A 25,912-nucleotide genomic window follows, 5' to 3' on the forward strand; every position below is an offset into this window, starting at 1 on the left:
TGCTCGGGACAAGCCCGAGCATGACGAATGTGGGGGAAGCAACCTTTGTCAGCAGTCTGAGGCGACCTCAGTCCTTCGCCTCTTCCCGCGCCACGGCGCGCCAGCCGATATCGCGGCGGCAGAAGCCTTCGGGCCAGTTGATATCCTCGATCAGCTCATAGGCATGGGTCTGCGCTTCGGTGACGTTGTGACCAAGCGCGGTGATGTTCAGCACACGGCCGCCATTGGCCACCAGCTTGTTGTCGCGCACCGCCGTGCCGGCGTGAAACGTGCGGGCTGATTCCGTATCCTGCGGCAGGGATTTGATTTCGCTGCCCTTCTTGTAGGAACCCGGATAGCCTTTGGTCGCCATGACCACGGTCAGCGCGGTCTGGTCGCTCCATTCGGCAGAGGCCTTGTCCAGCGTGCCGCCGGCGCAGGCGTCCAGAATATCGAGCAGGTCGCTTTGCAGCCGCATCATCAGTACCTGACATTCCGGATCGCCGAAGCGGGCATTGTATTCGATGAGTTCGGGGCCCTTTTCTGTAATCATCAGCCCGGCATAAAGCACGCCCTGAAACGGGTGGCCCATTTCGGCCATGCCGCGAATGGTCGGCTCGATGATTTCCGCCATGGTGCGGGCGATCATCGCAGCGTCCATCACCGGGGCCGGGGAATAGGCACCCATGCCGCCGGTATTCGGCCCGGTATCGCCGTCGCCGACAGCCTTGTGGTCCTGTGCGGTGGCCAGCGGCAGTGCGTTCTTGCCGTCCGAAAGGCAGAAAAAGCTCGCTTCCTCGCCCACCAGAAATTCCTCGACCACGACTTCCGCGCCAGCAGCGCCGAATGTGCCGGAAAAGCAGTCGTCGATGGCGGCCAGCGCTTCGTCATTGGTGCGGGCGACGGTCACGCCCTTGCCGGCGGCAAGCCCGTCGGCCTTGATGACGATCGGCGCACCGATTTCGCCGACATAGGCCTTTGCCTCCTCGGCATTGTCGAAGCGGCGATAGGCCCCGGTCGGAATATTATAGCGGGCGCAGAGGTCCTTGGTGAAACCCTTCGAGCCTTCAAGCTGGGCTGCCGCTTTGGTCGGGCCGAAAGTCCTGATGCCGGCAGCCGTCAGCGAATCGACGAGCCCGTCGACCAGCGGCGCTTCCGGGCCGACGACAACGAGCGCGATATCCTTCTCGCCACAGAAGGCGACGATAGCGGCGTGGTCGGCCACATCGAGCGCAACACATCTGGCATGGTCAGCCATGCCGGGATTGCCGGGGGCCGCGTAAAGTGTCGTCAGACGCGAAGATTGCGAAAGCTTCCAGGCCAGCGCATGCTCGCGCCCGCCCGAACCGATCAGAAGGACATTCATGGGGTTCGCTCCAGTTGTCACCTGCTGGCGGTTGGGTAAGCAGGCAAGCGGAAAAGGTCAAGGCCGCGATGTTCACCAATTCGACTAAGGTGTGACCCCGATACGGGCTTCAGGCAAGCGTCACCCACAGCGGAAAATGATCGGACCCTTTGGCGTCCCGGTCCACCCGGGCACCGCGAATGCGCGGCGCAAGGCCGGGGCTGACAAAGACATAGTCGACCCATTTGCCTTCGCCGTTTTCGAAGCTCGGATGTGTCCACGTGATCGCATTGCCGGCGCGCGCGCCAAGCCGGTCGAAGATATCGACGGGTTGCCCCGCACGCAAATTGCGCGCTCCGTCGAGTTCGCGGCGGCCGGCCATTGCCAGATAATCCTCGCTTTCCGGTTCCATGTTGAAATCGCCGAGCAGGATGAAGTCCTCGGCCATCGGCGGATCGGCAAGTCCGTATTCCGCGCCGCCGGTCATGGCACTACCCTCCATCGCAAACCCGGCAAGCCGTTTGCGCAGGAAGCTGATCTGGGCGAGCCGCTCATCCACGCTCATATGGTCAAGATGGGTGGAATAGACCCGCAAGGCCCCGGCCGGCGTCTCGACCACGCCTTCCAGCGCCGAGCGCTGATAGTTCAGGCGATCGAGGGTACGGCTGCGCGGCAACAGCAGATGCCTGAGCGACAGCAGCGGATAGCGTGACAGCAGCATGTTGCCGAACTGCAGACGCCGTTCAACGATGCGGCCATTTGTGCGCGAAAAATCGAGGTGCATATCCGCGCCGGCGCCGAAGGCTGCGAAATGGCCGGGAAACAGCGCCTCGATCTCTGCGACCATATCCCGCCCGTCATTGCCCGGAAAACCGCGCGTGACCTCCTGAAGGGCAATGATGTCGGCCCCTTCCAGGCTTGCGGCAATGCGGTTCAGGTCATATCTGCCGTCGGTTCCGATACCGAACTGGATGTTGTAGCTTGCGATTTTCACGATAATCTTTGACCTTGCCGCCGACGGACGATAACGATGCGGTCGGTTTTACCCTTCACACTCCAAGGCACAAGCGACGAACCATGAAATTTCTCGATGAGGCAAAAGTCTATATCCGTTCCGGCGATGGCGGAGCCGGGTCTGTCTCGTTTCACCACGAGAAATATATCGAGTTCGGCGGCCCGGACGGCGGCGACGGCGGACGCGGCGGCGATGTCTGGGTGGAAGCCGTCGAGGGGCTGAACACGCTGATCGACTTCCGCTACCAGCAGCATTTCAAGGGCGCGACCGGTGGCCACGGCATGGGCCGCAACCGCACCGGCGCCAACGGCAAGGGCGTGACCCTGAAAGTGCCGGTCGGAACGCAGATCTTCGAGGAAGATCGCGAAACGCTGATCTGCGACCTCACCGCGGTCGGCGAGCGCTACCGGCTGGCCGCCGGCGGCAATGGCGGTTTCGGCAACGCCCATTTCAAGACATCGACCAACCAGGCGCCGCGCTGGGCCAATCCCGGGCTCGAGGGCGAAGAAAAGACGATCTGGCTGAAGCTGAAGCTGATTGCCGATGCCGGTCTTGTCGGCCTGCCGAATGCCGGGAAATCGACGTTTCTGGCGACCGTCACCCGGGCGCGGCCGAAAATTGCCAATTATCCGTTCACCACGCTGCATCCCAATCTCGGCGTTGCCAGCATCCATGGCCGCGAATTCGTCCTCGCCGATATTCCCGGCCTGATCGAAGGCGCCCATGAGGGCGTGGGGATCGGAGACCGGTTCCTCGGTCATGTGGAGCGCACCCGCGTGCTGCTGCATCTGGTATCATCCATGGAAGAAGACGTGGCCGCCGTCTACCGCACCGTGCGCCACGAGCTTCAGGCCTATGGCCATGAACTGGCCGACAAGCACGAGATCGTGGCGCTTTCGCAGATCGATATTCTCGATGACGAGACGCTTGCGGAAAAGAAGAAGGCGCTGGAAGCGGCAAGCGGCGGACCGGTCTTTGCCATTTCGGCTGTGGCCCAGAAGGGCATGACGGACGTGCTTGCAGCCCTTGCAGAGACCATCCGCGCCGAAGAGGTGCGCCTGGGTATCGCCGCGCCCGAACGCGGGGCGGACAAGGGCCGTCACGACAAGTGGGAGCCCTGACGATGAACGGCATGCACCGTTCACTGACGCATTACCGGCGGATCGTGATCAAGATCGGCTCGGCGCTGCTGGTCGATCGCACAAGAGGGCTGAAACATGACTGGCTCAACCGGCTTGCAGACGACATCGCGGCGCTGAAGGCCGCAGGCGTCGAGGTGCTGGTCGTCTCCTCCGGGGCTGTCGCGCTCGGGCGCACCGTGCTTCACAGCCATTCCGGCACGCTGAAGCTGGAAGAAGCCCAGGCCGCCGCCGCCGTTGGCCAGATCGGCCTGGCGGGTGCCTGGACGGAAAGCCTCAGACATCACGACATTCTCGCCGGCCAGGTGCTGCTGACCCTGCAGAACACCGAAGAACGGCGGCATTATCTGAATGCCCGCGCCACCATCCTGCAGCTGTTGAAGGCCGGCGCCATCCCGATCGTCAACGAAAACGACACGATTGCCACCTCGGAAATCCGCTACGGCGACAATGACCGGCTGGCCGCCCGCGTCGCCACCATGATCGGCGCCGATCTTCTGGTGCTGCTGTCCGATATCGACGGGCTCTACACCGCGCCGCCGCATCTGGATCCGGACGCCCGTTTTCTGGCCGAGATCGAAATGATCACACCTGAGATCGAGGCGATGGCGGGCGGTGCGGCCTCCGAACTGTCACGTGGCGGCATGCACACCAAGATCGAGGCGGGCAAGATCGCCACCGCTGCCGGCTGTGCAATGATCATCGCGTCCGGCACGATCGATCATCCGCTGAAGGCGATCGAGGGCGGTGCACGCCATTCGATGTTCCACGCCTCGCATATGCCGGTCAACGCCCGCAAGGTCTGGATCGCCGGGCAATTGCTGCCGGCCGGCACCATTTACATCGACGACGGCGCGGTCGCCGCACTCAAACACGGCAACAGTCTTTTGCCGGCAGGCGTGAGCGCGGTTGACGGGCATTTTGCACGCGGCGACACTGTGGCGATCGTCAATGCCCGCGGCGGCGAGATCGCCCGCGGCCTGTCGGGTTATGACAGCGACGAGGCGCGGATGATCGCCGGGCAGAAAACCAGCAGCATCGAGGCGATACTGGGTTATCCGGCGCGCGCAGCGATGGTACACCGCGACGATCTGGTGATGACCGCCACGGGCAAGAAGAGACAGAACGAGGGTTCGACCCATGCTTGATCAGGTTCAAAACGACGATGTAACCGCCGTGATGCGCGAGATCGGAAAACGCGCGCGCGCAGCTGCCCATGCACTCGCCATTGCTCCGACCGCGGTCAAGAACCGGGCGCTTCATGCCATGGCCAATGCCATCGAAGCCGACAGCGATGACATTCTGGCCGCAAACCGGAAGGACGTCGCCGCTGCCCGCGAAAACGGCATCTCCGGCGCCTTCATCAACCGGCTGGAACTGGACGCGGCCGGCATCGCGGCAATCGCCGAGGGCATTCGCGCCATCGCCGCCCTGGATGATCCGATCGGCGACACGATAGCCGAATGGGACCGGCCGAACGGGCTGACGATTTCGCGCGTGCGCACGCCGCTCGGGGTCATCGGCGTGATTTACGAAAGCCGCCCGAATGTCACGGCGGATGCCGGCGCGCTGTGCCTGAAGGCCGGCAATGCGGTGATCCTGCGCGGCGGCTCGGATTCCGCCCGCTCGGCGCGCGCCATCCATACCGCGCTCAAGGCAGGGCTTGCCGAAGCCGGCCTGCCGGAAGACGCCATCCAGATCGTGCCGACCACGGATCGCGCTGCCGTTGGCGAAATGCTTGCCGGTCTTTCCGGCAATATCGACGTGATCGTGCCGCGCGGCGGCAAAAGCCTGGTTGCGCGCGTGCAGTCGGAAGCGCGCGTGCCGGTGTTTGCCCATCTGGAAGGCCTGTGCCACATCTATGTCGACAAATCCGCCGATCTCGACATGGCGCGCGCTATCGTCGTCAACGCCAAGATGCGCCGCACCGGTATTTGCGGAGCGGCCGAAACCCTGCTGATCGACCGGGCGGCTGCGGAAAAATTCGCGACCCCGCTGATTGAAGCGCTGGAAGACAAGGGCTGCCTCGTGCGGGTCGATCACGACATGATCGACTATGCCCGCGGTCGCGACGAGGCCGATGATACCGACTGGACCACGGAATATCTCGACGCGATCATTTCGGTGAAGCTGGTCGACGGGATCTCGGGCGCGATCGAGCATATAGGAAAATATTCCTCCCATCACACCGAAGCCGTGATTGCCGAGGACCATGAGGTGGTTGCCCGCTTCTTCAACGAGATCGATTCGGCCATTCTTCTGCACAATGCCTCGACGCAATTTGCAGATGGCGGCGAGTTCGGCATGGGTGCGGAAATCGGCATTGCCACCGGCAAGATGCATGCGCGCGGGCCGGTCGGCGTCGAACAGCTGACCTCGTTCAAATATCTCGTGCGCGGCACCGGACAGACACGGACCTGACAGCTTGACCGAGGGGACCATCGATCGGCGTTATCTTGTTATGCCCTATTGCGAGCCGGGGATGACGGTCGGCCTGTTCGGCGGGTCGTTCAACCCGCCGCATGAGGGGCATTTTCTGGTGGCAAGCCTTGCCATTCAGCGCCTCGGCCTCGATCAGCTCTGGTGGCTTGTGACACCCGGAAATCCGCTCAAAAGCGGCAATGGCCTTGCACCGCTACACGAACGGCTGGCGCTCAGCGAAGCGTTTGCGCATGATCCGCGCATTCACGTCAGCGCGCTGGAAAAAAAGCTCGGCACTGCCTATACCGCCCGCACCATCCGCCACATCGTCCGGCGCAACACCGGCGTCAATTTCGTCTGGATCATGGGCGCCGACAATCTCGGCGATTTCCACCGGTGGCAGGAATGGCGCAGCATTGCCCGCACCGTGCCGCTGGCGGTGATCGACCGGCCCGGCTCGACGCTCACCTATCTGTCGTCCAAGGCCGCGCGCGCACTCGACAAGGCCCGTGTCGCCGAGAAGAACGCGCGCGCGCTGGCGCGCATGAAACCACCGGCCTGGACCTTCATCCACGGCCCGCGCTCCCATGTCAGTTCCACCGCGCTGCGGCGCGGAAACGGCCATCAGGGCTGATCGGTACATAATCCCTGTGGCGGTCCTTTCCGCCATATGCAACACCCGGCCAGAACGAGAGTTTCGCCATGATAATCCCTGAAACCGCAATGACCTATCCCGGCGATGCAGACTTCAGCGCATTCCTTGAAACGCACGATTGCCCGATATCCTTGACGGCGGTGAAATTCCGCCTCTGGGGGCAGGTCACTACCGTCGCGACTGCGGCGGGACCGGAGGCGGAAACCCGGACGATCTGGGGCGATGCATTGCCGGCGTTCGACAGTGCAGAAGAAAGTATGTTGTTTTCTGCAACATTCATGTCGCTCTGGAACGAACTGAGACGGGTGGATGAAGAAGGCAAATATCTCAAACTTCCGCCGCGCACAGGTATCGGGGACCTTGAAGGCCTGAAACGCATGGTCGAAGCGCGGCTTGACGCATTGAGCGAGGGCTATTTCACAGGCTTTCTCGCCGATCTCAGAGGGTTCGATTTCGGCTACCCGGCCGTCGACAATGCCGTGTCCCGCCTTGGCGATATGATCGAGGAGGTGGAATATGTCGCCGAGCAGCTCGACGAAGCGCCGTCAACCTTTGCACAGCAACGCAGGCGTTTTATCCGACTGGATGGCAAGGCCCAGCGGAAACTGGACGCCATTGTTGATGCCGCACGCTCGGTACACGACGAATCCAGATAGTTGATGGATTGAATGCTGACAACGCGACTCCCCGGCGCCGACCCCGCGCAATATGCCCGGCCGCAGCCCAGGGCGGCTCAATTTTTGCGACAGACCTTGCATAGAAGGCGTTTTCGCATCACCTTAAAGGGGACTCGTGGGATCACGAGTCGCACCCGTGCTTGTTCCGGTCCATGAAGAAAGGAAGACCCCTGACAACATTGCACGCCAAGGGCGCAGCGGATGACACTGCGCCGAAGAGCAGGAAAAGCGGCGCCCATGCCGCGGATCAGGCTTTGTCCACCGTCCTCACCAGCCTCGAGGATTCGAAGGCTGAAGATATCGTGACCATCGACATCAAGGGCAAATCGGCACTCGGCGACCACATGGTGGTTGTATCCGGGCGCTCGAACCGTCATGTCGTGGCCATCTGCGACCATCTGGTCAAGGACATCAAGCAATCGGGCATCGGCACGCCGAAGATCGAAGGCCAGGAGGCCGGCGACTGGGTGCTGATCGATACCGGTGACGTGATTGTCCATGTGTTTAGGCCGGAAGTCCGCGAATTCTACAATATCGAGAAGATGTGGTCCGCGCCTGAAATGAACGAGGGACGGCTGCACTAGCGGTTGTCCCGAAGCGTCGGTGAATGCCGTCTTGCCCTGCCTGCGCGCATGGGCCCGGTTGTTGCGGCCTGGAAAAGCCCCGGAAGAGACGTGTTTTCAGGATCCGGGCGGGGCCTGCCGGGCACTGCGGCAATGTCTTGTGCGCGCCGGTTCCGGCTGTTTGCGCACGGTGCACCTGCTTGGGACTATTGCAGCGCTACATCCCGGTTGAAGGATAAAAAATGCAGATCGGAATTTTTGCGGTCGGACGGCTGAAATCCGGTCCGGAAAAAGAGCTTGTGGCGCGCTATCTGGACCGGCTGAAGAAAACCGGCAAGGCACAGGGCATAGACTTTACCCGCGTCAACGAAATCAACGAGAGCCGCGCCGGCAATGCCGCCACCCGCAAACGCGAGGAGGCACAGGCGCTGGAGGCGACGCTTTCGCCAGAGACCGTTCTGGTGCTGCTCGATGAAAACGGAAAATCCTTCGACAGTCCGGGCTTTTCCGAAAAGATCGCGACCTTCCGCGATCAGGGCAAGCGCGCGATGATCTTTGCCATCGGCGGCGCCGACGGGCTCGATCCTGCCCTCGTCGAACGCGCCGATCTGACCATCAATTTCGGCGCCATGACATGGCCGCACCAGATCGTGCGCATTCTGCTGGCCGAACAGCTCTACCGTGCCGTGACATTGATGGCCGGCCACCCTTATCACCGGGTATAGTACCATCAAATCTTTGTGTCTTATAAAGATGTTCGGGTTTCGTTAACCTGTCGGCGTTCTATATCGTCTGCGCTGCAACGGGAAAACAGGCTAGATGGGCTTTGCAAGGGCCAATACCGTGCGATTTGCGGCCGCAGGCAGCCTTGCGCTGCTGGCGGTCATGCTTCTGCTTGTGCCCGTGCCGGGGCTTGCGCAGGACAATGACGAGCCGCAGACCGATTCCCGGGAAATGGTGGAAAAGCTTTCAGCCGAGCGCAGCGAAACGCAGGTGAAGCTGGACACGATCCGCAGTTCGATCACCCTGTCTCAGGAAAAAATCACCGCGCTTCAGGCAGAGATCGACAAACTGGCCGGCGATACGGCCAGTCTGAAACAGGCTTTGGTGGATTCTGCCGAGCGCCGGCGCGGGCTGGAAGAACAGATCGGCGCAAGCGAAACCCGGATTGCGGAACTTTCAGACAAGGAAGACCAGCTGAAAGCCGCGCTGAACAGGGAGCGTGATGTGCTGGCCGATGTGCTGGCGGCGCTGCAGCGCATGGGCCGCGATCCGCCGCCGGCGCTGCTGGTTGCCCCCGGCGATGCGCTTGATTCCGTCAGAAGCGCCATCCTGCTCGACGGCGTAGTGCCGGAAATGCGGGAGCGTATGGATAGCGTGCTTGGCGATCTGCGTTCACTGCAGGCCGTCAAACAGGAACGTGAAGCCACGCGCGACGAACTGGCCGCCGATCTTGACAGCCTCGCCGAGGAAACCAGCCGCATGGATATGCTGGTCGCCGAAAACGAGAAGGCCAGCGCAAAAAGCACCGCCGCCCTTGCCGAAGAGCAGCGCCAGGCAGAAGCGCTGGCTGCGCGCGCCACCGACCTCAACGGGCTGATCGCAACGCTCGAAACGGAAATCACATCGGCACGCAACGCCGCCCTTCTGGCACGGCAGGAAGAAGAGCGCCGCCGGCAGATGAGCGAGGCGCAACGCCGCGAAGCGCGTGAGCGTGCGCTTTCCACCGCGCCCGATAAAAACCGCATTGCGCCCGCATACCCGTTTTCTGATCTGAAGAACCGTCTGGTTCTGCCGGTGGCAGGCGATATTCTCCGCCGCTTTGGCGATCCCGACGGGACGGGCCATCAGGCAACCGGCATCACGATAGCAGCACGGCCGGGCGCTCTGGTGACGGCGCCTTCGGACGGAACAGTGGTTTACGCGGGGCGCTTCAGAAGTTACGGAGAGATGATCATCCTCAATGTCGGCGACGGGTATCACATCGTGATGACCGGCATGGAGGGTCTGAAAGTACATCAGGGCGATTTCGTGTTCTCGGGCGAGCCCCTGGCACAGATGGGCGCCAGACGCATTGCAAGCGCGGCGACACTGGCTCTGGAAACAGACAGGCCGACTCTCTACATTGAGTTTCGGCAAAATGGCAAACCGGTTGATTCTCAGGCCTGGTGGGCGGATGAAAAAGATGGAAAGGCACGTAATGGTTCGTAGGGCAACGCTTCTTGTGGCGGGCGTCGTTATTGGCGCGGCGACAACCGGGATTCTGGTCTCGGCCGATATACCAGCGCGCGCGGCAAGCGACGATTCCACCTATCGCGAGATGTCGCTGTTCGGCGATGTGTTCGAGCGTGTGCGCAGCCAGTATGTCTCGCCGCCGGATGAAGAGAAGATGATCCAGGATGCGATCAACGGCATGCTGAACGGGCTCGATCCGCACTCAAGCTACATGACCGCGGAAGAATCCGAGGAAATGCGCGACCAGTCGAAGGGCGAGTTCGGCGGTCTCGGCATCGAAGTGACGATGGAAGACGAAGTCGTCAAGGTCGTTGCCCCGATCGACGACACGCCTGCTGCCAATGCCGGCGTTCTGGCCGGTGACAGCATTGTCGAGATCGACGGCGAGAGCGTGCGCGGCATGTCGCTCAATGACGCCGTTGACCGGATGCGCGGCGAGGTCGGCGAACCGATCGACGTCACCATCATCCGCGAGGGCGTGACCAAGCCGATCGAAATGACCATCGTGCGCGGCGTGATTCCGGTGCAGTCGGTCAAATGGCGGGTTGAAAACGACAATGTCGGCTATATCCGGCTTTCGACCTTCATGAACGAAAAGCTGGACGAGAGCCTGAACGAGGCCATCGAGGAAATCAGGGCCGAAGTGCCCGACGATCAGCTCAAGGGCTATATTCTCGATCTGCGCCTCAATCCCGGCGGTTTCCTCAATCAGGCGGTTGCCGTTGCCGATACCTTCCTCGATGAAGGCGAGGTGGTTTCCACCCGCGGCCGCAATGCCAGCGAAACCCGTCGTTTCGATGCGGGCCCCGGAGACCTGACCAACGGCAAGCCGCTGATCGTGCTCGTCAATGGCGGTTCCGCTTCGGCCTCTGAAATCGTTGCCGGCGCGCTGCAGGACCTCAAGCGGGCGACGCTGGTCGGCACCCGCACCTTCGGCAAGGGCTCGGTCCAGACCATCGTGCCGCTCGGCGTCGAGGGATCGCTGCGGCTGACGACGGCGCTTTATTACACGCCGTCCGGCACCTCCATTCAGGGCACGGGCATCAGCCCCGACATCACTGTTGAACAGGTGCTGCCGGAAGACCTTGAAGGCGTGATCCGTCCGGAAGGCGAAAGCGCGCTGCGCGGCCATATCCAGGGCGACGAGGAAACCGATGAAGGCTCCGGTTCTGTGGCCTATGTGCCGCGCGAGACCGAAGACGATGTCCAGCTGAAATACGCCATCGATCTTCTCGAAGGCAATATCACCGATGACGCCTTCCCTGCCGATCCGGCCAAGGCCGTGCAGGAACTGCAGGCCGCAAAGGCCAATGCAGAACAAGAAGACAAGGAACCGGAAATGGAAGATGCCCACTAAGGGCATCGCTTCCACACAGGTTTGCAATTGGGAAAGGCCGGGTTCGCCCGGCCTCAGACTGCTGACGAAGCTGCCCCTCACTCCGAGTCATCCTCGGGCTTGACCCGAGGATCCAGGGCCACACGATGTAGGCTTGTTTGACGCGCCTTTCGCCTCATGGGCTTGAGTGGAATGGATGCTCGGATCACGTCCGAGCATGACACCTGTGGGAACAGATGACGGAGGCAACAACCCGCACGTCTTCGGGTTTGTCCACAAAGTGAGGCCAGGTTCGCCGGGCCTTTTGCTTTTTACAAAAAAAAAGCCGGAACGGCGGATAATCGTAAAACCCGGCTATGCCGTTCGCAGGGATGGGCCGAACTGGGCGACCAGCGTGTGCATGTCGCCGGGATAGGTGAGGTTGACCTGGGTGATCGAGCCGTTCGCATTCCAGGTACGCCGGGCAATGACAAGGCAGGGCGTGCCTTCTGCCAGATCGAGCGCCCGTGCTGCATGAGCGTCGGCGCCCCTGGCATTGATGCGATGTTCGGCAGCGCTCCATGGCACCTGCTCGAGAAGCCAGGAACCGGGCGGATTGCGGGAAAAGTCGGCATCCTGCGCCAACGGCACCTCCGCAAGGCTGATAAGCCGATCCTCAAGGCAGAAAGGCCGCTGCCCGGCAATATGAAGCCCCTTCAGACCCAGAATATTTCCCGGCTGCTCCAGAACAAGACGCCGGCAATCCTGATCGTCTGCAGTCCGCTCGACGCGCTCGATCAGCCTGAAATCGTAATCGAGCCCGAGCGCGCGCACCTCGCGCTCAAGCTGGTGAATTTCCAGAACCGCCGACAGCACTTCCGGCTGGCGCACATATGAGCCCGATTTGCGCCGTCGTTCGATCAGCCCCTTGCGGACCAGCTCCGACAGCGCTTTGTTGACCGTCATGCGCGAACAGCCATATTCGGCCGTCAGCTCGTGTTCGAAGGGAATGCGCGTGCCCGGCGGCCATTCGCCGGAAACGATCCGGCTCTCCACGTCCTGCTGAATGCGGGCGTGAAGGGCGGTTGGACGGCGTGCCTGCCCTGTATTGTCCCGGCCATCTGCTGCACGCGCCAATCGCCCTACCCCCTGCTTGCTGCCGCAATCACCTCGGCCCGGATTTCCTCCGTCAGCTTCATGCGAAGCCTGGCGAATTCGGGATCGGCTTTCAGGCGGTAGTCGCGCGGATGGGGAAATTCCACCGGCGTGACCGACGAAATCCGGCCCGGCCGCGCCGACATGGTGACCACGCGCGAGGCCATGAACACGGCCTCCTCGATATCGTGGGTGACGAAGATGACGGTCTTCTTGTCACGCTCCCAGATGCCGAGCAGCAGTTCCTGCATCAGCCCGCGGGTCTGGTTGTCGAGCGCGCCGAAGGGTTCGTCGAGCAGCAGGATTTTCGGGTCATTGGCAAGCGCGCGGGCAATCGCCGTCCTTTGCTGCATGCCGCCGGAAAGCTGTTTCGGCCAGTGATCGGCAAAGGCGGAAAGGCCGACGCGGTCGAGATAAAGATCGACGACCTCGCGGATTTCGGCCGTTTTCATACCCTTTTCACGCAGACCGAAGCCGACATTTTCGCGGATCGTCAGCCAGGGAAAAAGCGTGTAGGACTGAAACACCATGCCACGGTCGGCGCCCGGCCCGCGAATTTCCTTGCCTTCCAGATAGACAGCCCCCGTCGTCGGCCTGTCGAGGCCGGCAACGATGCGCAGAAGCGTCGACTTGCCGCAACCCGACGGCCCCAGAATGGTGACGAAATCGTTCTTTTCCAGCGTCAGATCGGTCGGAGACAGCGCCTGCACAGGCTCCGCTCCGCGCCGCCCCGGAAACACGCGGGAAACGCCGTTGATTTCAAGCTCGGCAAAGCTCATGCGAACCTCCATGCAAACAGGCGGCGGTTCGCCATCTTGAAGGCAAAGTCCGAAATCAGGCCGATCACGCCGATGACGATGATGCCGAAGATGATCTGGCCGGTGGCCATCAGCGCCTGCGAATTGATGATCATGTAGCCGATGCCGGACGACGCGCCGATCAGTTCGGCAACGATGACATAGGTCCACGCCCAGCCGAGCACGAGGCGCAGCGTCTCGGCAATATCCGGCGCGCTGGCCGGCAGCAGAACGCGGCGGACAATGCCGGTGTCGGATGCGCCGAGCGTATAGGCGGCTTCGACAAGATCGCGGCGCGTATTGGCGACATAGACGGCGACCATCAGGATAATCTGGAACACCGCGCCGATGAAGATGACGAGCAACTTCTGCATCTCACCGATCCCGGCCCAAAGGATGAGAAGCGGCACGAAGGCGGAGGCCGGCAGATAGCGCGCGAAGGAGACGAACGGCTCCAGCAGCGCTTCGATGGGCTTGTATGCGCCCATAATGATGCCGAGCGGCACGGCGATGACCGAGGCCAGCACGAAACCGCCGACAACGCGCCAGACGGTGATGCCGATATCGCCGAGAAAACCGCGTTTCGACAGCAGCCACCAGCCATCCTGCAGCATGGTGATCGGATCGGCGAGGAAGGTCTTCGAAACAAAACCGCCAAAGGTCGCAAACGACCAGCCGGCGAAGAAGATCACGAAGAACAGAATGCCGAGCGACAATCTGAGCTTCGGACTGATGGGCTCAAGCGGTTTCATTGGGTTTCCCGTATCGCGGTGGGGCGTTTATGCCGCTGAGGGCCAGTCTTCATGCGTCATACTCCGATTTTGACGGAAAGGCCGGTTTTGTACGCCGACCTCGCTTTTCATCGATGCGTCATCCTCGGGTTTGACCCGAGGATCCAGTCTCTTTCCCTCTCGGGCGAAGTAGCCTCCGGCCCGAGGGCAATCCCGATTTAAGCAAACCCACACCGTCTTTCAGGCAAGGTCGGTGGATCCTCGGGTCAAGCCCGAGGATGACGCCTGAGAGAAAGGCAGCGCCACGACACCAGGACGCTGCTCTCTGTTCCTGGCCCTTCACTCCTGAATGAAGGACGGGTCAGCGAGCGTCGAAAGGTCCGGGATTTCGCGGATCACCCCGGCATCCAGCAGAAGCTGCGCCGCATCGGCCGAAAAGTCGTTGAACTCGCCGCCGAAGAAGGCAATCGCGGCGTCGCGATCCTGCCATTCGAGATATTGCGCCGACCCGGCAAACTGTTCGGCCGACTGGTTCACATCGGCGCCCATGATCTCATAGGATTTTTCGGGCTCGGCTGCGATCATGTCCAGCGCCTCGTAATAGGAGGTCGCAAGCGCCCTGGCCGCATCCGGGTTTTCCTCCAGAAAGGCCGGCGTGCAGCCGAACGTGTCCATCACCGCCGGGTAGTCGAGCGTGGTGGCGATGATCTTGCCGGCGTCGGGTGCCTCACGGACTGACGACAGGTAAGGCTCATAGGTCATCGCGGCGTCGTTCTGGCCGGCGATGAAGGCCTGTGCGGCCGGGCCCGGCTCCAGATTGACGACCTTGACGTCGTCCATCGTCATGCCGTTTTCCTTGAGGATCCAGGCGAGATAGAAATAGGGTGACGTGCCGGGTGCAGACGCCGCAATCGTCTTGCCCTTCAGGTCCGTGATGTTTTCGACATCGGAACGCACCACCATGCCGTCAGCACCATGGGACTTGTCGAGCTGGAAGATCTGCGTGGTCGGCACACCGGCAGCGGCCCAGACGATCCATGTTTCCACCGTGGTCGCCGCGCACTGGATATCGCCGGAAGCGAGCGCCAGATGGCGGCTTGCCTGCGGGATCTTGACGAGATCGACATCGAGGCCGTTTTTCTCGAAAATGCCGGCGTCTTTGGCCAGTGTCAGCGGCGCGAAGCCGGTCCAGCCGGAAAGGCCGACGGCGACCTTGGTTTCCTGTGCCTGAGCACCGGCGGCGGCAGCCGTCACGGCGATTGCAGTTGCTGCAAACCATTTGAAATTCATGTTGGAACCCCTCTTTGCACGATTTTAGGCAGTTTTTCTGATTGCTATTCCGGTGGGCATAGTAGCCAGCTCGCGGATATTTTGTCTAGACAAAATATCCGGGCGTCGCGACCGGCTGCTATCACTCGATCCGCCCTGAAAGCGCAGGCCATTCGGACAGAAAGGCATCGCGGGTGCGAACACCGGGGGAGCCCTTCATTGTTTCGCGTGCCTGTGTCAGTCGGGCGAAGATGCGGGTCTGCCCGTCCTTTTCCGCCCAGCCCACATACCAGCCCCAGCCGCGCGCATAATCGAAACTGCGATCTGCCCTGCGGGGAAAGGCAGCGCCCGTTTTCCCATGCACCTGCCAGCCGCCGGCCGGCCGGGTTTCAACGATGGCCCGCGTCTGGGCCATGGCCTCCGCCCGCACCGGTAAGGTGCCAAGAACGAGGGCGCGCAGGAAACGGACCTGCTCAACGGGCGAAACCTGAAGCGAGGATGCGATCCATGCCCGATCAAGCCCGTTGTCAAAACCCGCATCGCCGGAAAAATCGGCATTGCCATAGCCGAAGGACTGCGCATAGGCCGTCAGCGTTTCCGCCCCCAGCGCATGGGTGATCCGCTGCGAATACCAGACAACGGAATAGTGAAGCCAATCCGCCGGATTGGTATCGCGCCGCCAGTTGGCCCCGCCCCAGTCGGGATCGCCGTCGTGATAGGCCAGAACGGGATGCCCGGCATCTGTCAGAAATCCGGCATCAAAACCCATGACCGCCAGCGGCAGTTTGAAGGTGGACGCCGGCGTAACCCGGGCCTGACAATTGCCCTCTTCCAGCAGCACCGCGCCCGTTGCCGCATCGGCGACGAGCGTGCAGAGCGTTTCGGCAAGGGCGGCTCGTGCCGGTATTGCGATGACGAACGAAACGAGGATGGCGATAAACCAGCGCATGACATTCCTTCCGGCGCGCATTTGAGACGAGCCTCCCGATGGGTTGAACGTAAAGGCCCTTCCGCCAGCGCACGTCGTATGGCTCTGGATCCTCCGGTCAAGCCGGAGGATGACGCAGAGGTGGGAGAGAGGCTTGTCAACGAACGGGCCGCGCAACAGGCACAGCGTCCCGCTTTGATGTGCGATTCGGGTAAAGGTTTCCGAAACGCCGGTCACCTTCATTCTTCAATTGCCGAGAATACCGGGCAGGCGGAGGCCGTTTTCCTTTGCGCATTCAATGGCGATGTCGTAGCCCGCATCGGCATGGCGCATGACGCCAGTGGCGGGGTCGTTCCACAGCACCCGGCCGACGCGCCGCGCGGCATCATCCGAGCCGTCGCAGCAGATCACCATGCCGGCATGCTGGGAAAACCCCATGCCGACACCGCCGCCGTGATGCAGCGACACCCATGTGGCGCCGGACGCCGTGTTGAGCAGCGCGTTCAGGAGCGGCCAGTCGGAAACGGCATCCGAGCCGTCCTGCATGGCCTCGGTCTCGCGGTTTGGCGAGGCGACGGAGCCTGAATCGAGATGGTCGCGACCGATGACGATGGGGGCTTTCAGCTCGCCGTTCTTCACCATTTCGTTGAAGGCAAGGCCGAGGCGGTGGCGATCGCCGAGGCCAACCCAGCAGATACGCGCGGGCAGGCCCTGAAAATGAATGCGCTCCTTCGCCATGTCGAGCCAGTTATGCAGGTGGGTGTTGTCCGGCAGCAGTTCCTTGACCTTGGCGTCGGTCTTGTAGATGTCCTCTGGATCGCCGGAAAGGGCTGCCCAGCGGAACGGGCCGATGCCCCTGCAAAACAGCGGGCGGATATAGGCGGGCACGAAGCCGGGGAAATCGAAAGCCCGTTCGCAGCCTTCTTCCTTGGCCATCTGGCGGATATTGTTGCCGTAATCGACGGTCGGGATGCCCTTGTCCCAGAAGGCGAGCATGGCCTCCACATGGGTGCGCATCGAGGCGCGCGCGGCCTTTTCCACGGATTTGGGATCGCGCTCGGCCTTTTCGCGCCATTCGCCAAGGCTCCAGCCTGCGGGCAGATAGCCGTTGACCGGATCATGGGCGGAGGTCTGGTCGGTGACGATATCGGGACGCACGCCGCGCTTGACCAGTTCCGGCAGGATTTCGGCGGTATTGCCGAGCAGGCCGACGGATTTCGCCTCGCCCGCCTTGGTCCAGGCGTCGATCATGGCGAGCGCCTCGTCCAGCGTCTCGGCCTTTTCATCGACATAGCCGGTGCGCAGGCGAAAATCGATGCGGGTCGGGTCGCATTCGACCGCAAGGCAGCAGGCGCCGGCCATGACGGCGGCGAGCGGCTGCGCGCCGCCCATGCCGCCAAGGCCGCCGGTCAGGATCCACTTGCCGGAAAGATCGCCGTTATAATGCTGGCGGCCCGCCTCCACGAAGGTCTCATAGGTGCCCTGCACGATGCCCTGGGCGCCGATATAGATCCACGACCCGGCCGTCATCTGGCCGTACATCATCAGACCCTTCCTATCGAGCTCGTGGAAATGGTCCCAGTTCGCCCAGTGCGGCACGAGGTTGGAATTGGCGATCAGCACACGCGGCGCATCCGCATGGGTGCGGAACACGCCAACCGGCTTGCCGGACTGCACCAGCAGCGTCTCGTCGTCTTCCAGCGTTTTCAGCGTCTCGACGATCCGGTCGAAATCGCCCCAGGTGCGCGCCGCCCGGCCAATGCCGCCATAGACCACCAGCTCATGCGGCTTTTCCGCGACATCGGGATCGAGATTGTTCATCAGCATTCTGAGCGGCGCTTCGGTGAGCCAGCTCTTGGCGTTCAGCTCCGTGCCGGTGGGCGCGTGGATCTCGCGGGAATTCAGTCGCGGATTATCGGTCATGGCTTGTCCCTCACTTTTTGTCCTTGTGGCGCCTTGTTCGGGCAGCGCTCCTTCTCCACCGTGTCATCCTCGGGCTTGACCCGAGGATCCATCACAAAGGCCGTATGGATGCCCGGATCAAGTCCGGGCATGACGCAGAAAGTAAGGACAGGCTGCCGTCCAAAAGGCCCGGTATTCCTTCTCGTTGCTACATCCGTGCGGAAAACGACAGGCGTTCGATCCGCTCGAGAACATCCTGAAGATGGCGGCGCAGCTTTGCGGCCTTTTCCTCATCATAGGCAAAAGGCGGCGCTTCCGTTGTCAGATGCGTCGACTGCGCCAGTTCCATCTGGATGGCATGCACGCCGGTTTCCGGCTTGCCGTAGTGGCGCGTGGTCCAGCCGCCCTTGAAGCGGCCGTTGACGACATGGGTATAGCCATCGGCCAGCGACACGACGCCTTCCACGGCCGCCTCGAATTCCGGCGCGCAGGTGACGCCGAGATTGGTGCCGATGTTGAAATCCGGCAGTTTGCCCTCGAACAGGAAGGGAATATGCGAGCGGATGGAATGGCAATCGTAGAGAATGGCAATGCCATGTTCCTTGCGCACCCGTTCCAGCTCGGCGGCAAGGGCCGCGTGATAGGGCCGATGAAAGCCCTCGATACGCGCGGCGATATCAGCCTCGCTCGGCCCCTCGCCGTCCTTCCAGATCGCGACACCGTCAAAATCGGTTTCCGGCACCAGACCGGTCGTGTTCTGCCCCGGATAGAGGCTGCCGCCCGCCGGATCGCGATTGGCGTCGATGACATAGCGGTGGAAGTTGGCCTTCACCATCGTCGCGTCATCCAGCAAACCGTCATAAAGCCTGTCGACATGCCAGTCCGTATCGGCAAGAAGCCGGCCGTTTTCGTTCAGCCGTTTTTCGATCTCGGGCGGCACGAAGGTGCCGGTATGCGGAAAGCCCAGAACGACGGGGGATGAACCACGTTTGACGATGACCGGATCTGTCATGGGAAAATAATCCTTTGTCTGGGGTTATGGCCAATGCAGCTTGCCCTCATCCGGCCTTTGGCCACCTTCTCCCCAAGGGGAGAAGGGGACGCCGGCAACGCTCTGCCTTTCTGCATTCTCCGGTGCTGACGGCTTGCTCCCCCTCGCCCCGCAGGGGAGAGGGTGGCGCGCATGCGCCGGGTGAGGGGTAGAACCCGCAGCGCTGGCGAAAATACACCGCCCATGTCCACAGACACCATCATGTCGAAATCTCCGGCAACACCCCTGCCCCGACGGCTTCGAGCAACACGCCATCACACACCGCCGTCGCCGCCTTTTCAAGATCGCCGGCCATATAACGGTCGCCCTCAAGCGTCGGCACCAGCGCGCGGAAAGCAGCAATCACCCGCTGCAGCACAGGGCTGGTCGTCAGCGGCGCACGCAGCTCCACGCCCTGCACGCTGCACAGCGCCTCGATGCCGATGATGGCGGCGAGGTTGTCGGTCATCTGCAGCAGCCGCCGCGCGCCGTGGCAGGCCATTGACACGTGGTCTTCCTGATTGGCCGAAGTCGGGGTGGAATCGACCGAGGCGGGATGCGACATCTGCTTGTTTTCGCTCATCAGCGCGGCGGATGTGACTTCGGCGATCATCAGCCCGGAATTGAGGCCGGGCTTTTTCGAGAGAAATGCGGGCAGGCCGAAGGACAGCGCCGGGTCCACCAGCAGCGCGATACGGCGCTGGGCAATCGCGCCGATTTCGCAGACGGCAATGGCAATCTGATCAGCGGCAAAGGCCACCGGTTCGGCGTGGAAATTGCCGCCGGAAACCACGCTGTCATCGGAAAGCACCAGCGGGTTGTCGGTCGCCGCATTGGCCTCGATTTCGAGCGTGCGGCCCGCCTGGCGCAGAAGATCGAGGCAGGCGCCATCCACCTGCGGCTGGCAGCGGATGCAATAGGGGTCCTGCACGCGCTCGTCGCCCTCGATGTGGGAGACGCGGATTTCCGAGCCTTCCAGCAGGTGGCGGAGACTGGCGGCTGCATCGATCTGGCCCTTGTGGCCGCGCAGCGTGTGGATATCGGGATGGAAGGGCGCGGGCGAGCCCATCGCCGCATCGGTGGAAAGCGCGCCGGTGACAAGTGCGGTTTTGGCGCAGCGGAAGGCGCGAAACAGGCCAGCAAGCGCCAACGCGGTCGACACCTGCGTGCCGTTGATCAGCGCCAGTCCTTCCTTGGCGGCGAGCTGAACCGGCACAAGCCCCGCCTTTTGCAATGCTTCAGCGCCGGAAAGCCGCTCGCCCGCAAAGAACGCCTCGCCCTCGCCCATCATCACCGCGGCCATATGGGCCAGCGGCGCGAGGTCGCCTGAGGCGCCGACGGAGCCCTTTTCCGGGATTACCGGGGTGACGCCGTTTTCGATCATACCCTCTATCAGCCGGACGAGTTCCAGCCGCACGCCGGAGGCACCGCGCCCGAGCGAAATCAGCTTCAACACCATGATCAGACGGACGATCTCGGCGGCAAGCGGCCGGCCGACGCCGCAGCAATGCGACAGGATCAGGTTGCGCTGCAGGGTCGCGGTATCGGCGGCATCGATCTTTATCGAGGCGAGTTTGCCGAAACCGGTATTGATGCCATAGACCGGCGCATTCCCGGCGGCGATATCGGCAATGCGGGCGGCCGCCTTTTCAATCGCGGCATCGCAGGCGGGCGCAAGTTTCACCGGCATCGCGCCGCGATAGATCGTTTCAAGCGTTGAAAGCGTGACCGAACCGGGTTCAAGCGTGACGATCATGGGTGAACCTCCCGGCCCTCGGCGTAAAGCGAATGAAGGGGATTGAAGCCGATGCGGTAGACAAGTTCTGCCGGTGCTGCCACATCCCAGATGGCGATATCGGCGGCCTTGCCCGCTTCGAGCGTTCCCGTTTCACCGGAAAGCCCGAGCGCCTGCGCGGCATTGCGGGTGACGCCAATGAGGCATTCGGAGACAGTAAGGCCGAACAGCGTCGCGCCCATATTCATCGTCAACAACAGCGAGGTCAACGGCGAAGTGCCGGGATTGCAGTCCGTCGCCAGCGCGATTTTTGCACCCGCTTGTCTCAGGGCTGCGACCGGCGGATGCTGCGTTTCCTTCAGCGTATAGAATGCGCCCGGCAACAAAACCGCGACCGAACCGGCGGCAGCCATGGCCCGTGCCCCGGCCTCATCGAGATATTCGAGATGATCCGATGACAGCGCGCCGAAGGATGCCGCCATTTCCGCGCCGTGAAGATTGGAAAGCTGCTCGGCATGCAGTTTCACCGGCAGGCCCAGCGCCCGCGCCTTTTCAAACAGGGGTTTGAGTTCCTCGGGCGAAAAGGCAATACCCTCGCAAAACGCATCGACCGCATCCACGAGACCGTCCCTGTGCGCCGCTTCGAGGCCGGGCAGGACGACATCGGTGATATAATCCGCATTGCGGCCCTTGTATTCAGGCGGCGTTGCGTGGGCGGCAAGGTAAGTCGTCCTGATGCGCACCGGGCGCAGTTCCGCCAAGCGTTTCGCGGCGCGCAGCATTTTCAGCTCGGCCTCGATATTGAGGCCATAGCCGGATTTGATCTCGATGGTCGCAACGCCCTCGCCAGTCAGCGCATCGAGGCGCGGCAATGCGGCTTCAACCAGTTCGTCTTCGGAAAGCGCATTGGTCGCCTTAACCGTGGAAACAATACCACCGCCGGCGCGGGCGATCTCCTCATACGGCACGCCCTCAAGCCGCATTTCGAATTCCTTTGCGCGGCTGCCGCCATAGACGATGTGGGTATGGCAATCGATCAGCGCAGGGGTGACCAGCCTGCCGCCGCAATCGACGACCGGAAAATCCGCGCAGTCTGCCGGAAGCCCATGCTCCGGACCGACATAGGCAATCCGCCCATCGCGCATCGCCAGAACGCCGGAAACCGGCGCAATGTCGTCGCCGGTCATGGCTGCAATCCGGGCATTGGTAAAAAGCGTGTTCGGCGCTGAACGCATCTTCTTCCCCTTATTGTCTTGGTTGATTATTATGTATATACATAACACAATAATCGGCAAGAATAAATTTCGAGGCGGGACCGACAGAATGACATCCGGGATTTTCGCAGAAAACGTGCTGACGCCGGAAGGCTGGCGCAAGAACGCACGGCTTTCGGTGGCGGCAGGCCGCATTGCGACGCTTGCCTTCGACACGAAACCCGAAGCCGGAGACGAACGCCACGGCATGATCGTGCCCGCCGTCGCCAACCTGCACTCCCACGCCTTCCAGCGCGCCATGGCCGGCCTTGCCGAACGCCGGGGCCCGGCAAGCGACAATTTCTGGAGCTGGCGCGAGGTGATGTACCGCTTCACCTTCGCCATCGAGCCGGACGAGGCGGAAGCGATTGCCGCGCAGCTTTATATGGAAATGCTCGAGGCCGGGTTTTGCCGGGTCGGCGAATTCCATTATCTGCACAATAGCAGGGACGGCAGCCATTACGCCAATATCGGCGAAATGGCCGAACGTATCGGCGCGGCGGCAGCCGAAACCGGCATCGGCCTCACCCTGCTTCCGGTTTTCTATGCCCATTCGAATTTCGGCGGCGCGGAACCGAACAACGGCCAGCGCCGGTTCATCCACGATCGCGACAGCTTTGCCGGATTGATGGAGGCTTCCGCCAGGGTCGTCGCCGGGCTGGAAGGCGCGGTTCTCGGCGTCGCCCCGCATTCGCTGCGCGCTGTCACGCCGCAAGAACTGGATTTTGCGGCAAACCTGACGGCCGGCCCGGTCCATATGCATATCGCCGAGCAGGTGAAGGAAGTGGACGACTGCCTTGCCTGGGCCGGCAAGCGTCCGGTCGAATGGCTGCTTGAAAACACCGATGTCGATGCCCGCTGGTGCCTGATCCACGCAACCCATATGACGGACACCGAGACCGAAGGGCTGGCAAGGGCCGGCGCGGTTGCCGGTCTCTGCCCCGTGACCGAGGCCAATCTCGGCGACGGCATCTTCCCGGCAGGCCGGTTTCTGGAAGCAGGCGGCCAATTCGGCATCGGCTCGGATTCCAACGTCCTCATCGGCCTCGCCGACGAGTTGCGCCAGCTGGAATATGCCCAGCGGCTTGGGACCCGCGCCCGCAATGTGATTGCCGAAACCGGCGGCTCCACCGGCCGCAGGCTCTTCGACGGCGCGCTTGCCGGCGGCGCACAGGCGATGGGGATTGATGCCGGCATTTTCGAGGGCGCACCGGCAAGCTTCCTGTCCCTCGATAACAGCGCCGCCGCCTGGCTCGGCGAAGATCAGGCGCTGGACGGTTTCATCTTCGCCGGTCAGGTCAAGCCCGACTGCGTCTGGGTGAACGGCATCAGGCAGGTCGAAGACGGACGCCATCTAAGGCGCGATGTCATCACATCGCGCTTTCGCAAGGCGATGACGACGCTCATGGAACGCTCGGCATAGGCGATACCTCTTTGGCAGACGCCTGCGGCGTGGTAGGACCGGATCGAATTCCTCCCGCCCGCCCAAGGAGCGCATCATGTCTGAAGAAATGCCCCGCCCCAAAGCCCAGGATCTCCCCTACCGCCCCAATGTCGGGGTGATGATCCTGAACCGTGAAGGCCAGGTCTGGCTTGGCCGGCGGCTGTCGGAAGGCAACTCGGAATCCGATGGTTCGCCGCAGCTCTGGCAGATGCCGCAGGGCGGCATCGACCCCGGCGAGAAACCGTTCGAGGCGGCAAAACGCGAGCTTTACGAGGAGACCGGCATCAAGACCGTCGAATTTCTCGGCGAATCGAAAGGCTGGATCAATTACGACCTGCCCGAGCACCTGATCGGCATCGGGCTGAAGGGCAAATTCCGCGGCCAGACCCAGCGCTGGTTCGCCTTCCGGTTTCTCGGCGACGACAGCGAAATCGCCATCGACCCGCCGCCGGAAGGCCACGAGCGCGAATTCGATGCCTGGCAATGGACCGATATCGATGAACTTCCGAAGCTCATCGTTGCCTTCAAGCGCGCGGTCTATGATCAGGTGGTTGCCGAGTTCCGCCATCTCGCCAAGGGCTGACAATATCCGGCGCGATGCAATAAAAAAGCCCGGGACGCAAATCCCGGGCTCTGGAAACCAAGAGAACAGAAGTGCCTATTCGGCGTCGTCGGACGCACCGGCATTCAGCTGGGCATATTTCTTCTCGCCAAGCGACTCGAAAAGCTCAAGCTGGGTTTCGAGGAAGTCGATATGGCCTTCCTCGTCGATCATCAGTTCTTCGAAGAGTTTCATGCTGACGTAATCGCCAGCGGTGTGACAGATGTCGCGGGATTCCTTGTAGGCGTTGCGCGCCTCATACTCGCCGGCCAGATCGCCTTCCAGCACTTCCTTGACGTTCTGCCCGATATGCAGCGGCGCCACCGTCTGCAGGTTCGGGTGACCTTCGAGAAAGATGATGCGGTCGATAAGCTTGTCGGCATGCTGCATCTCTTCGATCGACTCAGCCCGCTCTTTCGCAGCGAGTTTGGTCAGACCCCAGTCTTCAAGAAGACGGTAATGCAGCCAGTACTGGTTAACGGCTCCCAGCTCCAAAAAGAGCGCTTCGTTTAATCGTTCTATGACCTTTTTGTCGCCTTTCAATATCCGTTCTCCTTTTGTGTTCCTGAAATGCTTTTAGCCGATTCAGGAAATCACAAATCTCATCCTCGGTCGAGTCTCGTTTCTGGTGATACGCCTCGGATGTACGGACAATGATATCGATGACACTGGGGAAGCAGCCGCAACAGCGACCGCGCTTTTCAAGCCGGTTATAGACCTTGCCTGGAATGATGATCTGCCAACAGTCTTCATCGAGGAGTTCGGTCACGACATCCTCGATTTCTTTTTCCGTTACGAAATTGCAGCTGCAGACAAGCATGGGTTCACCATTGACCACCATATTCAATGGGAATATCTGCGAAATACGAGGCAATTTGTCAAGTTTTCTTCGTCGATTCCGTGTTCACGATTTGCGGCGCTGCATTTGCCTCGCCGCGCTGCGTCAGCCCCTGCTGACAAAGGCGCACAGCCATGGAGAACATTATGGAAATATATCCGATCGGCACCATCCACACCGGCTTCAGCACACTGGACGATTGCCCACCCACGCCGGGCCTTAAGGACGGCACCGCCCGCATCGAGGTTTTCGCGCCTTTCCGCGACGGTCTCTACAATTTCAGCGCGGAAGAAGTCGACGTGCTCTACTGGTTCGACAAGGCGCCGCGTGACCGGCTGCGCTCGGCAACGCCACATGACGGCGTGGAGCGCGGTGTGTTTGCAATGCGCTCGCCGCACCGCCCCAACCCGATCGCGCTATCGCGGGTCAGGGTCATTAAGGCCGATGATACCGGACTGACGGTCGACGCTCTGGATTGCCTGGACGGCACCAGCCTCATCGATCTGAAGCCGGTCCGCATAAACCGTAACACTGTCGGGAAAAAGTAACCGGGAAAGGCCAAAGGGCCTGAAGCGAAAACCGTGCCGGCTGGTCCGATACCGCCGGCACCGATATTATTTCAACGCGGCCATGGCGCAGGGATCGATGCCATAGGCAGGCGCGCATCCGGGCTTGCTTGCTGCAATGGACCCCGGCGCGGCAAGCGAAGCTGCCATGATGATCAAAGCCGCACCTGCAAACAGAACAGCGATCGATTTACCCATTTTTATGGACACCTTTTCAACAAAAAACCGGCAATACCATTCTCATGATTGCCAACGAATAGTTATTAAAGACGTAACCCGCGTGACAGGTTCCCGATTGTGGCTAAATTTTGTTAAAAAA

The 25,912-nt window shown here is 61.7% G+C and carries 26 protein-coding genes; 12 read left to right on the top strand and 14 right to left on the bottom strand.

What is annotated here, in order from left to right; all coding sequences use genetic code 11:
• Positions 1–67: 67 nt before the first annotated feature.
• Together purD and ABID12_RS07110 are read right to left on the bottom strand one after the other, a co-directional pair.
• A complete protein-coding gene (gene purD / locus ABID12_RS07105; RefSeq protein WP_354433647.1) occupies positions 68–1,345 on the bottom strand; it encodes a phosphoribosylamine--glycine ligase in 1,278 nt (425 codons plus the stop codon).
• Between the two features lie 109 nt (positions 1,346–1,454).
• Positions 1,455–2,318, bottom strand: coding sequence for an endonuclease/exonuclease/phosphatase family protein (locus ABID12_RS07110; RefSeq protein ID WP_354433648.1), 864 nt, complete (start codon positions 2,316–2,318; stop codon positions 1,455–1,457).
• Between the two features lie 83 nt (positions 2,319–2,401).
• Between ABID12_RS07110 and obgE the strand changes: the two genes are divergently transcribed.
• The 9 genes from obgE (at position 2,402) to ABID12_RS07155 (ending at position 11,386) form a co-directional block, all read left to right on the top strand.
• On the top strand, positions 2,402–3,460 hold the full coding sequence (gene obgE / locus ABID12_RS07115; protein WP_319518821.1) for a GTPase ObgE: 1,059 nt from the start codon (positions 2,402–2,404) through the stop codon (positions 3,458–3,460).
• Between the two features lie 2 nt (positions 3,461–3,462).
• Positions 3,463–4,626, top strand: a complete 1,164-nt coding sequence (gene proB / locus ABID12_RS07120) for a glutamate 5-kinase (protein WP_354433649.1) — start codon at positions 3,463–3,465, stop codon at positions 4,624–4,626.
• Positions 4,619–5,899: a glutamate-5-semialdehyde dehydrogenase gene (locus ABID12_RS07125; RefSeq protein ID WP_354433650.1), complete on the top strand. Its 1,281-nt coding sequence runs from the start codon at positions 4,619–4,621 to the stop codon at positions 5,897–5,899. Before proB ends, ABID12_RS07125 begins: the two co-directional genes overlap by 8 nt.
• A gap of 40 nt (positions 5,900–5,939) precedes the next feature.
• Complete coding sequence (locus tag ABID12_RS07130) at positions 5,940–6,533, top strand: nicotinate-nucleotide adenylyltransferase (protein ID WP_354433924.1); 594 nt, start codon at positions 5,940–5,942, stop codon at positions 6,531–6,533.
• A gap of 68 nt (positions 6,534–6,601) precedes the next feature.
• On the top strand, positions 6,602–7,210 hold the full coding sequence (locus ABID12_RS07135; RefSeq protein ID WP_354433651.1) for a hypothetical protein: 609 nt from the start codon (positions 6,602–6,604) through the stop codon (positions 7,208–7,210).
• A 173-nt stretch (positions 7,211–7,383) separates the two neighbouring features.
• The gene (rsfS, locus tag ABID12_RS07140; protein WP_181190907.1) at positions 7,384–7,815 is read left to right on the top strand and encodes a ribosome silencing factor; all 432 of its coding nucleotides are present in this window, start codon (positions 7,384–7,386) and stop codon (positions 7,813–7,815) included.
• Positions 7,816–8,036: 221 nt separating this feature from the next.
• Entirely contained in the window at positions 8,037–8,519 is a 483-nt protein-coding gene (gene rlmH / locus ABID12_RS07145; protein ID WP_354433652.1) for a 23S rRNA (pseudouridine(1915)-N(3))-methyltransferase RlmH, read from the top strand.
• Between the two features lie 94 nt (positions 8,520–8,613).
• The gene (locus ABID12_RS07150; protein WP_354433653.1) at positions 8,614–10,005 is read left to right on the top strand and encodes a murein hydrolase activator EnvC family protein; all 1,392 of its coding nucleotides are present in this window, start codon (positions 8,614–8,616) and stop codon (positions 10,003–10,005) included.
• The gene (locus ABID12_RS07155; protein ID WP_106313215.1) at positions 9,995–11,386 is read left to right on the top strand and encodes a S41 family peptidase; all 1,392 of its coding nucleotides are present in this window, start codon (positions 9,995–9,997) and stop codon (positions 11,384–11,386) included. Before ABID12_RS07150 ends, ABID12_RS07155 begins: the two co-directional genes overlap by 11 nt.
• A 333-nt stretch (positions 11,387–11,719) precedes the next feature.
• On the opposite strand, the gene hutC is transcribed toward ABID12_RS07155, so the two are convergent.
• The 9 genes from hutC to hutI all read right to left on the bottom strand — a co-directional run bounded on the left by hutC (position 11,720) and on the right by hutI (position 22,126).
• Positions 11,720–12,481: a histidine utilization transcriptional repressor HutC gene (hutC, locus tag ABID12_RS07160; RefSeq protein ID WP_354433654.1), complete on the bottom strand. Its 762-nt coding sequence runs from the start codon at positions 12,479–12,481 to the stop codon at positions 11,720–11,722.
• 5 nt (positions 12,482–12,486) lie between these two features.
• Complete coding sequence (locus ABID12_RS07165) at positions 12,487–13,278, bottom strand: ABC transporter ATP-binding protein (protein WP_354433655.1); 792 nt, start codon at positions 13,276–13,278, stop codon at positions 12,487–12,489.
• Positions 13,275–14,048: an ABC transporter permease gene (locus ABID12_RS07170; protein ID WP_106309881.1), complete on the bottom strand. Its 774-nt coding sequence runs from the start codon at positions 14,046–14,048 to the stop codon at positions 13,275–13,277. The genes ABID12_RS07165 and ABID12_RS07170 overlap by 4 nt, the downstream gene beginning before the upstream one ends.
• A 318-nt stretch (positions 14,049–14,366) precedes the next feature.
• The gene (locus ABID12_RS07175; RefSeq protein WP_354433656.1) at positions 14,367–15,317 is read right to left on the bottom strand and encodes an ABC transporter substrate-binding protein; all 951 of its coding nucleotides are present in this window, start codon (positions 15,315–15,317) and stop codon (positions 14,367–14,369) included.
• A 121-nt stretch (positions 15,318–15,438) separates the two neighbouring features.
• Entirely contained in the window at positions 15,439–16,245 is an 807-nt protein-coding gene (blaOXA, locus tag ABID12_RS07180) for a class D beta-lactamase (protein ID WP_354433657.1), read from the bottom strand.
• Positions 16,246–16,470: 225 nt separating this feature from the next.
• Entirely contained in the window at positions 16,471–18,147 is a 1,677-nt protein-coding gene (gene hutU / locus ABID12_RS07185) for a urocanate hydratase (protein WP_354433658.1), read from the bottom strand.
• A 187-nt stretch (positions 18,148–18,334) separates the two neighbouring features.
• Positions 18,335–19,138 carry an N-formylglutamate deformylase gene (gene hutG / locus ABID12_RS07190; RefSeq protein WP_354433659.1) on the bottom strand — a complete coding sequence of 268 codons (804 nt, stop codon included), beginning with the start codon at positions 19,136–19,138 and terminating at the stop codon, positions 18,335–18,337.
• 238 nt (positions 19,139–19,376) lie between these two features.
• Positions 19,377–20,912, bottom strand: coding sequence for a histidine ammonia-lyase (gene hutH, locus ABID12_RS07195; protein ID WP_354433660.1), 1,536 nt, complete (start codon positions 20,910–20,912; stop codon positions 19,377–19,379).
• Positions 20,909–22,126, bottom strand: a complete 1,218-nt coding sequence (gene hutI, locus ABID12_RS07200; protein WP_354433661.1) for an imidazolonepropionase — start codon at positions 22,124–22,126, stop codon at positions 20,909–20,911. Before hutI ends, hutH begins: the two co-directional genes overlap by 4 nt.
• 88 nt (positions 22,127–22,214) lie before the next feature.
• On the opposite strand from hutI, the gene ABID12_RS07205 reads away from it, so the two are divergent.
• Both ABID12_RS07205 and ABID12_RS07210 read left to right on the top strand, forming a co-directional pair.
• On the top strand, positions 22,215–23,567 hold the full coding sequence (locus ABID12_RS07205) for a formimidoylglutamate deiminase (protein WP_354433662.1): 1,353 nt from the start codon (positions 22,215–22,217) through the stop codon (positions 23,565–23,567).
• Between the two features lie 76 nt (positions 23,568–23,643).
• Entirely contained in the window at positions 23,644–24,171 is a 528-nt protein-coding gene (locus ABID12_RS07210; protein ID WP_354433663.1) for an RNA pyrophosphohydrolase, read from the top strand.
• Between the two features lie 75 nt (positions 24,172–24,246).
• Here ABID12_RS07210 and bfr read toward each other — a convergent pair whose 3' ends face one another.
• Both bfr and ABID12_RS07220 read right to left on the bottom strand, forming a co-directional pair.
• Complete coding sequence (bfr, locus tag ABID12_RS07215; RefSeq protein ID WP_106309854.1) at positions 24,247–24,732, bottom strand: bacterioferritin; 486 nt, start codon at positions 24,730–24,732, stop codon at positions 24,247–24,249.
• Positions 24,665–25,009: a (2Fe-2S)-binding protein gene (locus ABID12_RS07220; protein WP_106309954.1), complete on the bottom strand. Its 345-nt coding sequence runs from the start codon at positions 25,007–25,009 to the stop codon at positions 24,665–24,667. Before ABID12_RS07220 ends, bfr begins: the two co-directional genes overlap by 68 nt.
• A gap of 164 nt (positions 25,010–25,173) precedes the next feature.
• Between ABID12_RS07220 and ABID12_RS07225 the strand changes: the two genes are divergently transcribed.
• Entirely contained in the window at positions 25,174–25,575 is a 402-nt protein-coding gene (locus tag ABID12_RS07225) for an SAM-dependent methyltransferase (protein ID WP_354433664.1), read from the top strand.
• A gap of 66 nt (positions 25,576–25,641) precedes the next feature.
• Here the strand turns inward: ABID12_RS07225 and ABID12_RS07230 are convergent, their stop codons facing one another.
• Positions 25,642–25,791: a hypothetical protein gene (locus tag ABID12_RS07230; RefSeq protein WP_181190823.1), complete on the bottom strand. Its 150-nt coding sequence runs from the start codon at positions 25,789–25,791 to the stop codon at positions 25,642–25,644.
• Between the last annotated feature and the right edge of the window lie 121 nt (positions 25,792–25,912).

Origin of the sequence: Martelella mangrovi (assembly GCF_040545495.1) — a bacterium.
GTDB classification, from domain to species: domain Bacteria; phylum Pseudomonadota; class Alphaproteobacteria; order Rhizobiales; family Rhizobiaceae; genus Martelella; species Martelella mangrovi.

Bases quoted from the DNA above. Each gene is read 5' to 3' on its own strand.
- purD (WP_354433647.1), bottom strand. From the start codon at position 1,345: ATGAATGTCCTTCTGATCGGTTCGGGCGGGCGCGAGCATGCGCTGGCC.
- obgE (WP_319518821.1), top strand. From the start codon at position 2,402: ATGAAATTTCTCGATGAGGCAAAAGTCTATATCCGTTCCGGCGATGGC.
- proB (WP_354433649.1), top strand. From the start codon at position 3,463: ATGAACGGCATGCACCGTTCACTGACGCATTACCGGCGGATCGTGATC.
- ABID12_RS07125 (WP_354433650.1), top strand. From the start codon at position 4,619: ATGCTTGATCAGGTTCAAAACGACGATGTAACCGCCGTGATGCGCGAG.
- ABID12_RS07130 (WP_354433924.1), top strand. From the start codon at position 5,940: ATGCCCTATTGCGAGCCGGGGATGACGGTCGGCCTGTTCGGCGGGTCG.
- ABID12_RS07135 (WP_354433651.1), top strand. From the start codon at position 6,602: ATGATAATCCCTGAAACCGCAATGACCTATCCCGGCGATGCAGACTTC.
- rsfS (WP_181190907.1), top strand. From the start codon at position 7,384: ATGAAGAAAGGAAGACCCCTGACAACATTGCACGCCAAGGGCGCAGCG.
- rlmH (WP_354433652.1), top strand. From the start codon at position 8,037: ATGCAGATCGGAATTTTTGCGGTCGGACGGCTGAAATCCGGTCCGGAA.
- ABID12_RS07150 (WP_354433653.1), top strand. From the start codon at position 8,614: ATGGGCTTTGCAAGGGCCAATACCGTGCGATTTGCGGCCGCAGGCAGC.
- ABID12_RS07155 (WP_106313215.1), top strand. From the start codon at position 9,995: ATGGTTCGTAGGGCAACGCTTCTTGTGGCGGGCGTCGTTATTGGCGCG.
- ABID12_RS07165 (WP_354433655.1), bottom strand. From the start codon at position 13,278: ATGAGCTTTGCCGAGCTTGAAATCAACGGCGTTTCCCGCGTGTTTCCG.
- ABID12_RS07170 (WP_106309881.1), bottom strand. From the start codon at position 14,048: ATGAAACCGCTTGAGCCCATCAGTCCGAAGCTCAGATTGTCGCTCGGC.
- ABID12_RS07175 (WP_354433656.1), bottom strand. From the start codon at position 15,317: ATGAATTTCAAATGGTTTGCAGCAACTGCAATCGCCGTGACGGCTGCC.
- blaOXA (WP_354433657.1), bottom strand. From the start codon at position 16,245: ATGCGCTGGTTTATCGCCATCCTCGTTTCGTTCGTCATCGCAATACCG.
- hutU (WP_354433658.1), bottom strand. From the start codon at position 18,147: ATGACCGATAATCCGCGACTGAATTCCCGCGAGATCCACGCGCCCACC.
- hutG (WP_354433659.1), bottom strand. From the start codon at position 19,138: ATGACAGATCCGGTCATCGTCAAACGTGGTTCATCCCCCGTCGTTCTG.
- hutH (WP_354433660.1), bottom strand. From the start codon at position 20,912: ATGATCGTCACGCTTGAACCCGGTTCGGTCACGCTTTCAACGCTTGAA.
- hutI (WP_354433661.1), bottom strand. From the start codon at position 22,126: ATGCGTTCAGCGCCGAACACGCTTTTTACCAATGCCCGGATTGCAGCC.
- ABID12_RS07205 (WP_354433662.1), top strand. From the start codon at position 22,215: ATGACATCCGGGATTTTCGCAGAAAACGTGCTGACGCCGGAAGGCTGG.
- ABID12_RS07210 (WP_354433663.1), top strand. From the start codon at position 23,644: ATGTCTGAAGAAATGCCCCGCCCCAAAGCCCAGGATCTCCCCTACCGC.
- ABID12_RS07220 (WP_106309954.1), bottom strand. From the start codon at position 25,009: ATGCTTGTCTGCAGCTGCAATTTCGTAACGGAAAAAGAAATCGAGGAT.
- ABID12_RS07225 (WP_354433664.1), top strand. From the start codon at position 25,174: ATGGAAATATATCCGATCGGCACCATCCACACCGGCTTCAGCACACTG.
- ABID12_RS07230 (WP_181190823.1), bottom strand. From the start codon at position 25,791: ATGGGTAAATCGATCGCTGTTCTGTTTGCAGGTGCGGCTTTGATCATC.